Here is an 11151-nt window from a genome sequence, read left to right on the forward strand (position 1 = left end):
GTCGCGGGCCAGCGACCTGTTCATGGACAGCCACGTGGTGCCACTGAATACGAGGGTTCCAGCAATCAGAATCAGAATCATGTCGAGCCTCGACAGTCTGCTTGGGTTGCTGTTGGATGTTCCTCGCTTGAGCGGCGTGGTGGGATCCGGTGCCTGAACAGTGGGAGAACGAAACGCGGCCGGGCAGGACTTTCTCCACCGGTCTGATCTCATGAAGGAGGCCGGAGCCCCGTGGTGACGGGATGCTCCGGCCTTCCTCAAAAGATCAGCCCTGGCGGCCGTTCCAGCGGGGATTCTTCGTATTGATGACGACCTGTCGACCGCGGCGCCGGGTGACGATGCTGCCCGGCTTGCTCTTGAGCGAGCGCAGGGAGTTGCGAACCTTCATGACACTTACCTCTTTCCGCACCGGCGTCGGCTTCCGCCGCGCGCAATGGGTTGAACATCGCCACTGTCACCGCTATTTCCGGCCCCCGGTGAGGCCAGGGTCGTGGATCGGGGGACGGTCAGGGAAGCACCCTATATCGCCGGGAACGTGTGACCGGCCACTGTGGAGGCATGTCGATTCGTGACCGTTCCACCCGGATGCCGGCGAGGCGGTTCGGGCTGGCGCTCGTTGCCGGCGCCCTGGTCCTGTCCTGCATACCGTCGGCCGCGGCGGCCAGGCACGCCCCGAACCGTACGGCTGCGGAGCTTCAGCGTGACGTGAACGCACTGCTGGCGACGGGCGCCACGGGCGTGCTCGCCGAAGTCAGCGCCGGCTCGCACCGGGTGGCGGCCCGAGCCGGTGTCGCCGACCCGGCCGGCCGCAACCCCGTCGCGTGGGACGCCAAGCATCGGATCGAGAGCACGACCAAGCCGTTCGTCGCGACCGTCGTGCTGCGGCTGACCGCGGAGGGCAAACTCGGCCTGGACGATCCGGTGGACCGGTGGCTTCCCGGACTCGTGGGTACCGAGGTCACCGTACGGCAGCTGCTCGGGCACACCAGTGGGCTGCCTGATTACGCCGACGACGTGCCGCTGGCGCAGGCCACCACTGCCGAGCAGTTCGACCGGGAGCGTTTCCGGACGTACTCGCCGGGCCAGCTCGTCGCCATGGCGATGCGGCATCCGCCGGAGTTCGCGCCCGGGCAGGGGTGGTCCTACTCCAACACCAACTATGTCCTGGCCGGGATGATCATTGAGAAGGCGACCGGCGCGCCCTGGCAGCAGGCCGTGCACGAGCGCATCATCGAGCCGCTCGGGCTCACCGGAACCGTCATCCCCGGCACGTCGGCCTACCTGCCGTCACCGCGCCTTGCCGCGTACCAGCGTCTTCGGCCGGGTGACCGGCCGGTCGATGTCTCGACGCGCGCTTCCGGCCACGCCGACGCCTCGATCATCAGCACCCCGCGCGACGTCAACCGCTTCTTCGAAGCGCTCCTGGGTGGCAGCCTGCTGCCTCCGGCTCAGCTCAAAGAAATGCAGACCACGGTACGCGCGGAGCCCTTCGAAGCGGTGTGGGACGAACCGGGATATGGGCTGGGTCTGATGAGGCGTCGCCTCCCGTGCGGCGGATGGGTCTGGTTCCACGGCGGCGGCTGGTGGAACGCGATCACCGACAACGCCGTCACCCCCGACGGCCGCCGCGCTGTCACGGTGGCCATCGCCAGCTCCCTGGACCCGGGCCAGGACCCCACTGCCCAGGCCAAGGCGTCCGCCGCGCTGATCGACCACGCACTCTGCGCCGATGCGGCCGGAACGCCTTATCCGAGATCAGGTAATCCGGCTATGACGGCGTCGTAGACGGCTGGGTCGGATCGGTTCGTTCGTGGCGGCGGCAGCTCAGCGGGTAGCCCGGCGAGCGGTAGCTCCCACAGAACCCGGGCGGCACCGACGCGCTCGACTGCGTGGTACCACTCGTGCAGGGGCTCGATCAGCCGCACGTGCAGGTCGAAGTTGCGGCGCCGGCGCGAGCGGTCGGCGTCGCGGCGCCTGCGGAGTTCCGTGGCCGGGGGCGCGGAGACGAGGATGAGATCCGCTAACCCGAGCCTGCCCTCCGCCACGGCCAGCCGATGAGCATCAACCTCGGCCTGCCAGTGGTGCCGGGACAACTCTCCGACGCGGGCCAGCGACCAGCTGTAATGCAGCTTCATCGGGTCGTCGTCACAGACCGCCAACCCGGTGCGCCGCTCGTGGCGCAGGGCCTGCGACCACCGCCGCGAGTTGACGGCACACCAGAACTTTGCCTGGTCGGCGGGGGAGGGCCCGGGGAGGTCGCCGGGCTCCGGAATGGATTCGGGCACCGTGTCTTCCGGAAAGTGCCGGCGGCACCACGTCGTCTTCCCCGCCGCACTCGGCCCCGTCACCACGACGATCATGTTGTTGTCTTACCGGAAAACATCGCTCGGTGCAGACCGGCGGGTGCGGTGGTCACCGCCACGGCTGCGTGTTGTTCCGTCGTAGATATGACGGTCGGTGGCGCGACAACTCATCACCGGTCAGTAGTCTCCAGGAGGTGACTCCGAGTGCGGTATGGAACGCCGTGCACCGTGAACGTGCGGCTCTCGCCCGGGACCTGGAGGGTCTCACCGCTGACCAGTGGAGCGCACCCACCGCTTGCGTGGGGTGGGACGTGCACGACGTCGTGGCTCATCTGTCGACAGCGCGAAGACGACCCGGTGGGCTTTCGTCCGGGACATGATCGCCGCGCGCTTCGACTTCGACCGGCAGAACGCACGGGGTATCGCCCGCGAGCGACACGATGATCAGCGGGAGACGCTCGCGGAGTTGCGGGGTGTCATTCTAGGTGTCGTATTCGCCGAGGTCCCAGGGCGGCGAGAACGCCATGTAATCGCCGGGTTCGGCGGTGACCCACCAGATTTCGTCACTGGCCTCCGGTTCGTCGGTGATGAGGCCGAAGGTCTGGTTGAACCGTTCGACCTGGAAAGGCTCGACGACGATCCGATCGAACGTCGCCCGGTCCAATTCCTTGAGCCGGCGCTGATAAGTCTCTTCGGCGAAGAGGTCGATCTTCGCCTCGACGAATCGTCCGTCCCGGTCGAACAGGTACAGCGCGACGAAACTGCGATTGCCGGGTTCCGACGGCGTGGTCAGGAAGAACTGCCCGCCGTCCGCGGTGTGCCCGACATGCTTGGCCTCGAAGTCGTTCTGGTCGATGGCGATGCGCTCCGGCCGGCCCTCGAGCGGGTAGTCGAAGGTGGCGCCCTCCGACCGGGCTGACTCGCCGGCCGGTAGCGGGAACCCGCAGCCACCCATGAGACCAGCCACCGCCAGCACCGTCGTCATGACCAGAACGAGTTTGGGTTGCCTGCTGAACACCATGATCGACAAGGCTAGACGATCGGTCCGCGGTCATCCGGTGTGCGGGCGTCAGGACAGTTCGTAGTCGAACCAGTTTCCGTCAGGGTTGCCGGTGGCTTGTCGGCCTGAGGCAGCGCCGCCGTTGAGGCCGATGATCTGGCGATCTTGTGCGGTTCAGCCATCCGGTCGACCACGAACACACGAGTTTCGGGAGGCTGAGTGCACCGTCGGGTGGTTAGCCTTGGCCGGTGACTGAGGATTTTACCGCTACCCTGCCGCGCAAGCGGATGGGCGCGGGTGCGCTGCTGACCGATCATCGGGGCAGGGTGCTGCTGGTCGAGCCAACCTACAAGGACTACTGGGAGATCCCGGGCGGCTCGGTGGAGGCGGACGAGTCGCCGCTGAGCGCGGTGGCGCGGGAGCTGAAGGAAGAGCTTGGGTTGCCGGTTCGGCCGGGCCGGCTGCTGGTGACCGACTGGGTGCCGCCACGGCCGGGGCGTACCGAAGGTTTGATGATGTTGTTCGACGGCGGGGAGCTCACGGCGGAGCAGGCAGCGCAGATCCGGTTGCCGGCGGAGGAGCTGCGGAGCTGGGCGTGGTGCACCGAGGGCGAGGCGGGGGAGCGGCTCTCGGAGTTGCTGGCGCGCCGGATCGATGCGGCCGTGCGGGCGCGGGCCGAAGGGGTCGCGGTGTACCTGGAGGACGGCCACTTCGTGGCCTGACCGGCAGCGTTACTCAGCCATAATCAGCCGGTCGTCGGTGAAGACCTGGAATTCGGCGATGGTGGTCAGCCGCCACGCGGACGTCCCGGAAGTCGATGACGGCTTCGCGGCTGAGGCGGATCAACGCCACGAGGCCCCCGTCGGCCAGCAGCAGAATGTCGTCGAGGACGGGGTCGGGCAGAGCGAGTTCGCCGGGACCGTAGCAGTCGTGCCAGGCCATGTCAGTGAGGTGCAGGAGATCGAGCGCGGCCTCGACGTGGCTACTCGGAAATGTTCCTTCGACGCGTGGTCTGCGCTCCTCACGCCTTCCATCGCTTCCGATCGCCATTCGCGTTGTCCTCTTCGTCGGCGGGCCTGCCTGCACAATAGGGCTGTGGATCAAGGCGTCGGTGCCACGCTATGACGATGGGTGGCGAGTCCTTCGTGTCCTTGGCAGACCTGCGGCGAGCTTTGGCCGCGTCGCTCGACGAAGGCGAAAGGCGGCAGGGACCCATTGTTGATCTTGGTGCTGACCGTTACTGGACGGTCGGTCCTTGGGATGCGTTCCGCTTCGAGGACGAAGCGCCGCAGCCCACCGTCGGTCAGCTGACCCGCGACGTCCAGTCGATGCGGGAAATGCTTGCCAGCGACCCGCGGCCAGCGGTTTCCGGATGGCACGACCTCGCGCACCTCATCGGTATCCTCAATCGGCTCGCCGCTCTTGACCTCAGGCATCGGCACGCGCCGCAGTGAGAGTGACAACGGCCTTTCCGCCGTGGCCAGGGGTCTCGTCGTGAAAGCGTGATCGGCACCCATCGATGTAGCTCGGACCGGCTCACACCCTGGTTCGAGCAGCGACAATGTCCGCCGGTCAGCATCCAGACCGGCACGAACACCGACCGGCATCGGCAGATTCGGGCCGGCGTGTCCGAAATCGACGTTGGCCGGCACGGGGATGTCGCGTGGGATCCCGACGACCATGCCGGAGATCCGATCCAGGATGCCGCTGTGCAGCAGCGAGCGACACATTTTCTCCCGCCCGCGCCACACCACGCCTGCCTGCAGGGGGACGGTCGGAGGCTGCGGCCTCCTGACGGGAGGTCCGGTTATCGGACGTTGATCCGCGACTGCGATCATGATCGTGTTCGACTCCGCCGGCCGGTCCGTGCCTCAGTCGCCGGACCGGTCGGCGGGCCTGTCAGCCGTCGCGAGCGGCTAAGCGGGCAGGTCGAGCAGCAGGTCGCGTACCGAGGTGGGTTGGGACAGGAACGGGTGGTGGCCCGCGTCCAGTTCGGTCACCGAACCCGCGCGGCGGGCGAACTCGCGCTGCAGCGGAGCCGGCGTGCCCTTGTCGGCGGCGCACACCAGGTAGGTCGACGGGATGTCGTGCCAGGCGGCGGCGCTGACCGGCTGCGCCGTGACCTGGACGCTCTGCCGGGCCAGATGGGCCACGGCCTGCGCCTGGACGGCCGCGTCGCAGTCCTGCAGGAAGGTGGCAGTGAGCAGCTCCGGGCGTACCCCGAATGTTCCTGCCTCGGGATCGACGGTGAGGAACGGGGACGGCTTGCCGTCGCTGAAATCGGACAGGCTCTGGCCGATCTCGGGCAGGTAGCTGGAGATGAGCAGCAGGTGGCGCACCGCGGGGATCCCGGCGGCGGCCTCGGCGGTCACGATGCCGCCGTAACTGTGCGCCACCACGATGGTGGGCTCGTCACTGTCCTGGAGGATCTGCCGCACGGCGGCGACGTCCTCGGCCAGGCCCGGGCCGCCGGTCCCGGCCGCTGCGCCCGTCTCGCCGCAGCTCGGCAGCGCTGGGGAAACGCTCGGCACACCTTTGTCGGCGAGCAAGGCCGCGGTGCGGTGCCACCACCACGAACCGTTCTGTACGCACGCCCCGTGCACGAATACGACTCTCATCCGTCCGACGGTAGACGTAGCGATCGTTACGCGCGTTGTTGCGCGCTCGGCCAGGGGAGGCTTACACCATGACGCTGCAACGCCTGGGGTGCGATGACCGGTGCGGAGGGGGTCGGCCGTTCCTGCGGATGTTCAACCAGCACGGGGAGAGTCCGGTGCGGCATCTGTGGCCCGGGCTCTGGCGGGCCGCGACCACCGACTGGCTGGAGCCTCTCGCCGACGGCCTGCGCGGCATCGATCGGGAGGATCAGGCCACGCTCGTCCTGGCGGTGATCCGGGGCCTGCTCATGGATCTCGATGCCACCGGCGACACGGCCCGGACCGGCAAGGCGTTCACTGATTTCGTCGGCGGACTCGCCGGGAACTGAACTCCACGGAAGCGACGACAGCGGACAAGGCCACAGCAACGACCGGCAGCCAGAGCAGCCGATGCAGAATCCAACCGGCCGAGTCCGGCGGGCCGGCCGGACCAGCCAGCACGGTCACCCCGAGCAGCGCGCTCTGGTGCCACAAGAAGATCGTCATCGCCGTCAGATTGAGCCCGGCCACCACCGCCCACCAGCCGGGATGGCGCAGCCACTGGTTCAGCCGCGCCCACAGCAGCAGCGCGACGCCGATCTGCACCGCCGACAGCGCCGCGGTGAGCAGCGACGGCGGGTTGAGGTTCGAGCGGCCGTCGCCCGGCACCCCGACGAGGCTGGCCGGGTAGCCCGCCGCGATCAGCAGAGTGCCGCCGGTCACACCTGCCAGCAGCAGGCGACGACCCCAGCGCGGTCCGGCGAGCCGGCCGCACGCCACGGTCACCCCCAGTGTGTACGGAACCAGCCAGGCGCTCACACCGTTCAGATAGGCCGGCCACCCCGGCATTCCCGGCGATGGGGCGTACCGAAGGAAATCGACAGTGACCAGCGCGGTGAGAGGGACCAAGGCCGCGGCGGGGCCGAAGCGGTCGACGGCGCGCAGGACCAGCGGGGTGAGAGGCAGCAGAACCACGAGGACCAGGACGAACCACAGCGGGCTGAGCGCGATCTTGCCGACCGTGTGGAGGGTGCGGGGATCGGTGTGCCGGAGCGCGGTGAGGATCAGCAGCCACACGCTGAGGAACACGGCGACCGGCGGCAGCAACCGGCACGCCCGTCCGGCCAGCCAGGATCGAGTCGAGCCGCCGCGCTGGCGGATTCGGCTCAGGCCGCGGGCGGCGGCATAACCTGCCACGAAGAAGAACAGGCCGAGGGTCTGGAAAATCCAGGTCAGCGGGGTGAGGCCGGGCATCGCGGTGAGAGGGCTGGCCTGGTGGAGCGAGCCCGAAGGGCCGGTGGTCAGACCGGTCACGAGCCAGTGCCCGGCCACCACACCGATCATGGCGATGGCGCGAAGCCCGTCGACGGCCCGTTCCCGATCGGGCGGTGTCGCGGCGGCGACGGTGCCGGTCCACAGAGCGGCGGTCATACGGGGTCGGTCCACAGAACGGCGGTCATGAGGACGAAAAGTAGGCGTGCGGGTCACCCGATGTCGTCACACCAAGGAGCTAATACCTCGGGGTCACGCGACACGGGGGAACGACGCCCACACGTGCTTGGTGTCGGACGTGGCATACCAGCCGACGTCGATCGAGAACGACATGGCGAGCAGCAGGCCGCGCCCGCCCGCGTTGATCGGACGGGTGTCGGACAGCTCGGGAAGGTTCTCCAGATCGTGGTCGGCGACGTCGAGGACGAACTCGTCGTCGCTGCACAACAGTCTGATCAGCGTCGGCGGGCGGCCGTGCCGGATGGTGTTGGTGGCCAGCTCGGTCGCGACCAGCACCATCCGTTCCGGGATGTCGTCGAGACTCTCCCCGTCGATCAGCGAATTGCCGGTGAGGGCCTCGTGCAGCTGTGCCCGCAGGGTTCGCAGATCAGCGCTGGTGTTGAGCACCCAGACGTTGAGTTCCTGGGCTGTCGGCGGCGGAGGTGATGTGCGAAGTTGACCCACCGCCCGAAGATGCCCAGCACCGGGCGCTTCCATTCCTGACTTCTCAGGTTCCGGATAGGCGTCACTGCCGTCCGCCGGGCAGGGCGCGCTCGCGCGCGACCAGGTCGCGGACCGCGGGGGCGACCTCGGCGGCGAAGCGTTCGGTGAGGGCGTGGTCGTCGCCGCCGATGATGAACGCCGAGATGCCGTGGGTGAGAGCGAGGCCGGCGAGGTACTCCGCCCACTGATCGCTCTTTTCGCCGGCTCGCATGAAGTTCATCAGCCGGCGTATGTCGGACGGCCGGCGGCCCGCCTCGGTGGCGGCCTCGTCGATCCGGGCGTTCATCTCCGGCAGCGAGTCCGTGCCCTTCGGGAGGTACTCCATCGAGGGCAGCCATCCGTCGCCGAGCGCGCCGGTCAGCGCCAGCATCCGCTTCTTGTAGGCACCGATCCAGATGCCGATGTCGTGGGCCGGTCGCGGTCCGCGTTTCGCGCCCTTCACCGTGTAGTAGTCGCCGTCGTGGTCGACCCGGCCGCGCGCGTCCACGTCCCAGAGGTCGCGGATGATCCCGATCCCTTCGGCGAGCGCGTCCACGCCCTGCGCCGGCGAAAGGCGTCGCCCGCCCATCGCGGCGATGCCGTCCCAGAACGCGCCGGCGCCGAGTCCGAGTTCGACGCGCCCGCCGCTGAGCACGTCCAGCGACGCCGCCGCGCGGGCGAGCACGGCCGGCGGCCGCAACGGAAGGCTCAGCACGTTCCCGCTCAACCGCACTTTTTGGGTACGCGCAGCGGCGTACGACAGCAACGTCCAGGTGTCCAGGAATGCCGGCTGGTAGGGGTGGTCCTGGAAGGTGACCAGGTCGAGGCCGGCCCGGTCGGCGGTGATTGCGAGGTCGACAGCTTTGCGCGGGTCTTGCGCGCCGGGTGTCACGAAGGTGCCGAAGAGCAGGTCGTGCCCGTAGTCGGTCATCAGTTCTTCCTTGGCTGAATATTGAAGTTGTCGCGGAACAGGTTGGTCGGGTCGTAGTCATGCTTGAGGCCACGCAGCCGTTCCAGCACCGGCGGTGGGAACGCGTCGGTCAGCCGCTCCGGGCGGCTGTCGGTCTCGAAGCTGAGGTACAGCCCGTCGAAGTGATGGGCCAGCCGGTCCCAGGCGATGTCCAGCGCGGCCCGGTCGCCGCCCATCGCGGTGACCTGGAACTCCGGGGTGCGGTGCGTGAACGCGGTCGCGTCGGCCGGGGTGTCGGCGATCGCGCCACCCATGTGCCGCAGCTGGAAGAAGTAGACCTGTCCGGTGCGCAGCAGCCGGGCCGCGTCCCGGGCGAACTCCGGCGTCAGCACGGGCAGGAACGCCGACCGGGTCACCGGTTCGCCACGGCCGTGGTGACCGTTCGGGCCCACGTCGGCGGCTCCTGCCATGACCTGCGCGTACGAGGTGAGCACCACCTGCTGCTGGGCGAGCAGCCCGGTCTGGGCGAACGGGGTGAGCCGCTCCACCACCACCTCCGGGTCCGGGTTGTCGACCAGGCCGTAGAGCTGGACGACCGACTGGCCCTGCCGGGGCGGGCCGGTGACCAGGAAGACCGTGGTGTCCCGGTCGGCGGCGCGGGCCACCGCACCGAACTCGGCGAGGGTCTGCTCGATGTCCGGGCTGACCAGGACCAGCTGCGCCCAGCCGACCTCGCCCACCTCCTCGGCCTCGAACTCGAAGGCGGTCGCCACGCCGAAGTTCGCGCCGGCGCCGCGTACCGCCCAGAACAGGTCCGGGTTCTCCTGCGCACTCGCCCGGACGTGGGTGCCGTCGGCGGTGGTCAGCTCGACGGCCCGCAGGCGGTCGATGGTGAGGCCGTGCTCGCGCGACAGCAGGCCGATGCCGCCGGCGGTGGCCAGCCCGCCCACGCCGACGCCGCCGTAGTCACCGGAGCCGAGTGCCCAGCCGTGCCGGTCCAGAGCGGCGGCGACCTGCTTCCACGTCGCGCCGGGACCGATGCGGACCCGGCGGCTCCGCTCGTCGAGGACGGTGATCTCGTTCAGCGCACTGACGTCGATGATCAGGCCGCCGTCGTTGGTGGATCGGCCGCTGACACCGTGGCCGGCACTGCGTACGCCGAGCGGCACGTGCCGGTGCCGGCGCGCGAAAGCGAGGGCATCGGCGACCTCGGCGGGGGTTCTCGGCCGGAGCACCAGACCGGGGGAGCCGCCGCGCAGGTAGGTCGAGCGGACACCGCGGTATCCGGGGTCGCCGGGTTCGATCGCTGTGCCCGTGAGCGACGCGGGGATGCCGTCGTAGTCGATGCCGTCGCGGCGCTGGGCGCGTACCGCCGCGGGCCGCTGGGAACGGTCCCGGACGCCGGCCTTCTCGACCAGGCGGTCGACGTCGTCGAGCGTGGTCGCGGGCGCGATCTCCCCGTCCAGCCCGGTGGTGATCAGGCGGGTGCCGGCCAGGAGGGCGAGGCTGTCGAGGGCTTTCGCGGTCATGGCCGGGCTGACGGCGCCGGGCTCGCCGGGGATGGCGATCTGGATGCTGTCGGTGCGGCCGGCGAGAAAGGCTGCCGTCGTCCACGGATCGAGCCCGTTGTCCTCGTCGTTGTCGTCTTCTTCGAGGACCACGACGTCCAGGCCGCCGGCCTCGGCCCGCCCGGCCAGCGCCGCCAGTGTTGCGGGCTCGGCCAGGTTCAGCGCGATGCCCCATTCGTCCGCCACGTGATCCTCCGGATCAGATATCGTCTGTCCAGCAGACGATATCTCGACAAGACGGTATTGCAAAGCGATAGTATGGCCAGGTGAGCGAACAGGACCTCGGGGCAGCGCTGGGCATCCTGCTGCGGGCGTACGCGAACGCGGTCGGCCCGGTTCTCGGCGCGTTGCCGCACGGCGCCCGTGGATACCAGACGATGTGCGAGGTCGTGCACGAGCGCCAGCCCAGCCAGGCGGCCCTGGCGGCTCGGCTCGGCATCGACCGCACGGCGATGACGTACCTGATCGACGACCTGGTGACGGCGGGCCTGGTGGAGCGCCGCCCGAATCCGGAGGACCGCCGCCAGCGCCGCATCGTGGCCACCGGCCACGGGCGGGACACCCTGTCGGCGCTCTGCGAGAAGGTGACAGCGGCCGAGGACGTGGCCCTGGGCGCGTTGAGCGAGCAGGAGCGCGCGGTCTTCCGGCGCCTGTTGTTCACCGCGGCCGGCGCCGGCGCGGTCCACACACCGGAGACCTGCGCGATGGTCGAGGAAGCCCTGGCTCCAGGAAAATAATGCGCACCCCGGGTCACAGGAAT

Annotated in this window: 14 protein-coding genes and 1 pseudogene; 5 read left to right on the plus strand and 10 right to left on the minus strand. The window is 69.2% G+C overall.

The genetic code is table 11. From position 1 onward, the window contains the following. Positions 1-265 precede the first annotated feature (265 nt). Positions 266-388: a ribosomal protein bL36 gene (locus ACQP2E_RS17185; protein ID WP_203739230.1), complete on the minus strand. Its 123-nt coding sequence runs from the start codon at positions 386-388 to the stop codon at positions 266-268. A gap of 170 nt (positions 389-558) precedes the next feature. Here ACQP2E_RS17185 and ACQP2E_RS17190 point away from each other — a divergent pair, with 170 nt between their 5' ends. Next, on the plus strand, positions 559-1785 hold the full coding sequence (locus tag ACQP2E_RS17190; protein WP_433832838.1) for a serine hydrolase domain-containing protein: 1227 nt from the start codon (positions 559-561) through the stop codon (positions 1783-1785). Here ACQP2E_RS17190 and ACQP2E_RS17195 read toward each other — a convergent pair. Continuing rightward, positions 1746-2285: a hypothetical protein gene (locus ACQP2E_RS17195; RefSeq protein ID WP_433832840.1), complete on the minus strand. Its 540-nt coding sequence runs from the start codon at positions 2283-2285 to the stop codon at positions 1746-1748. The two genes, ACQP2E_RS17190 and ACQP2E_RS17195, sit on opposite strands and share 40 nt — an antisense overlap. A 212-nt stretch (positions 2286-2497) precedes the next feature. Here ACQP2E_RS17195 and ACQP2E_RS17200 point away from each other — a divergent pair. Next, positions 2498-2784: pseudogene (locus ACQP2E_RS17200) on the plus strand (maleylpyruvate isomerase family mycothiol-dependent enzyme); the annotation flags it as partial. Here the strand turns inward: ACQP2E_RS17200 and ACQP2E_RS17205 are convergent. Then, the gene (locus ACQP2E_RS17205) at positions 2785-3333 is read right to left on the minus strand and encodes a hypothetical protein (protein ID WP_433834300.1); all 549 of its coding nucleotides are present in this window, start codon (positions 3331-3333) and stop codon (positions 2785-2787) included. Between the two features lie 218 nt (positions 3334-3551). Here ACQP2E_RS17205 and ACQP2E_RS17210 point away from each other — a divergent pair, with 218 nt between their 5' ends. Further along, positions 3552-4025, plus strand: coding sequence for an NUDIX domain-containing protein (locus ACQP2E_RS17210; protein WP_433832842.1), 474 nt, complete (start codon positions 3552-3554; stop codon positions 4023-4025). A 13-nt stretch (positions 4026-4038) separates the two neighbouring features. On the opposite strand, the gene ACQP2E_RS17215 is transcribed toward ACQP2E_RS17210, so the two are convergent. The 3 genes from ACQP2E_RS17215 to ACQP2E_RS17225 all read right to left on the minus strand — a co-directional run bounded on the left by ACQP2E_RS17215 (position 4039) and on the right by ACQP2E_RS17225 (position 5921). After that, positions 4039-4353, minus strand: a complete 315-nt coding sequence (locus ACQP2E_RS17215) for a hypothetical protein (RefSeq protein ID WP_433832844.1) — start codon at positions 4351-4353, stop codon at positions 4039-4041. Between the two features lie 50 nt (positions 4354-4403). Then, positions 4404-5033, minus strand: a complete 630-nt coding sequence (locus ACQP2E_RS17220) for a hypothetical protein (RefSeq protein ID WP_433832846.1) — start codon at positions 5031-5033, stop codon at positions 4404-4406. Between the two features lie 186 nt (positions 5034-5219). Continuing rightward, positions 5220-5921 carry an alpha/beta hydrolase gene (locus ACQP2E_RS17225; protein WP_433832848.1) on the minus strand — a complete coding sequence of 234 codons (702 nt, stop codon included), beginning with the start codon at positions 5919-5921 and terminating at the stop codon, positions 5220-5222. 155 nt (positions 5922-6076) lie between these two features. Here ACQP2E_RS17225 and ACQP2E_RS17230 point away from each other — a divergent pair, with 155 nt between their 5' ends. Then, complete coding sequence (locus ACQP2E_RS17230) at positions 6077-6289, plus strand: hypothetical protein (RefSeq protein WP_433832849.1); 213 nt, start codon at positions 6077-6079, stop codon at positions 6287-6289. Here ACQP2E_RS17230 and ACQP2E_RS17235 read toward each other — a convergent pair. From ACQP2E_RS17235 to ACQP2E_RS17250, 4 genes are all read right to left on the minus strand, one after another. Next, a complete protein-coding gene (locus ACQP2E_RS17235) occupies positions 6255-7370 on the minus strand; it encodes an acyltransferase family protein (RefSeq protein WP_433832851.1) in 1116 nt (371 codons plus the stop codon). The genes ACQP2E_RS17230 and ACQP2E_RS17235 overlap by 35 nt on opposite strands. Before the next feature lie 93 nt (positions 7371-7463). Beyond that, complete coding sequence (locus ACQP2E_RS17240; RefSeq protein ID WP_433832853.1) at positions 7464-7895, minus strand: ATP-binding protein; 432 nt, start codon at positions 7893-7895, stop codon at positions 7464-7466. A 61-nt stretch (positions 7896-7956) separates the two neighbouring features. Then, positions 7957-8844, minus strand: a complete 888-nt coding sequence (locus ACQP2E_RS17245; protein WP_433832855.1) for an LLM class flavin-dependent oxidoreductase — start codon at positions 8842-8844, stop codon at positions 7957-7959. Beyond that, entirely contained in the window at positions 8844-10577 is a 1734-nt protein-coding gene (locus ACQP2E_RS17250) for an FAD-binding protein (protein WP_433832857.1), read from the minus strand. Before ACQP2E_RS17250 ends, ACQP2E_RS17245 begins: the two co-directional genes overlap by 1 nt. Before the next feature lie 80 nt (positions 10578-10657). On the opposite strand from ACQP2E_RS17250, the gene ACQP2E_RS17255 reads away from it, so the two are divergent. Then, positions 10658-11128 carry a MarR family winged helix-turn-helix transcriptional regulator gene (locus tag ACQP2E_RS17255; protein WP_433832859.1) on the plus strand — a complete coding sequence of 157 codons (471 nt, stop codon included), beginning with the start codon at positions 10658-10660 and terminating at the stop codon, positions 11126-11128. Positions 11129-11151: the final 23 nt, after the last annotated feature.

Origin of the sequence: Actinoplanes sp. CA-015351 (assembly GCF_050955685.1) — a bacterium.
Taxonomy (GTDB): Bacteria; Actinomycetota; Actinomycetes; order Mycobacteriales; family Micromonosporaceae; genus Actinoplanes.

Bases quoted from the DNA above. Each gene is read 5' to 3' on its own strand.
- ACQP2E_RS17190 (WP_433832838.1), top strand. From the start codon at position 559: ATGTCGATTCGTGACCGTTCCACCCGGATGCCGGCGAGGCGGTTCGGG.
- ACQP2E_RS17215 (WP_433832844.1), bottom strand. From the start codon at position 4,353: ATGGCGATCGGAAGCGATGGAAGGCGTGAGGAGCGCAGACCACGCGTC.
- ACQP2E_RS17225 (WP_433832848.1), bottom strand. From the start codon at position 5,921: ATGAGAGTCGTATTCGTGCACGGGGCGTGCGTACAGAACGGTTCGTGG.
- ACQP2E_RS17235 (WP_433832851.1), bottom strand. From the start codon at position 7,370: ATGACCGCCGCTCTGTGGACCGGCACCGTCGCCGCCGCGACACCGCCC.
- ACQP2E_RS17245 (WP_433832855.1), bottom strand. From the start codon at position 8,844: ATGACCGACTACGGGCACGACCTGCTCTTCGGCACCTTCGTGACACCC.
- ACQP2E_RS17185 (WP_203739230.1), bottom strand. From the start codon at position 388: ATGAAGGTTCGCAACTCCCTGCGCTCGCTCAAGAGCAAGCCGGGCAGC.
- ACQP2E_RS17220 (WP_433832846.1), bottom strand. From the start codon at position 5,033: ATGTGTCGCTCGCTGCTGCACAGCGGCATCCTGGATCGGATCTCCGGC.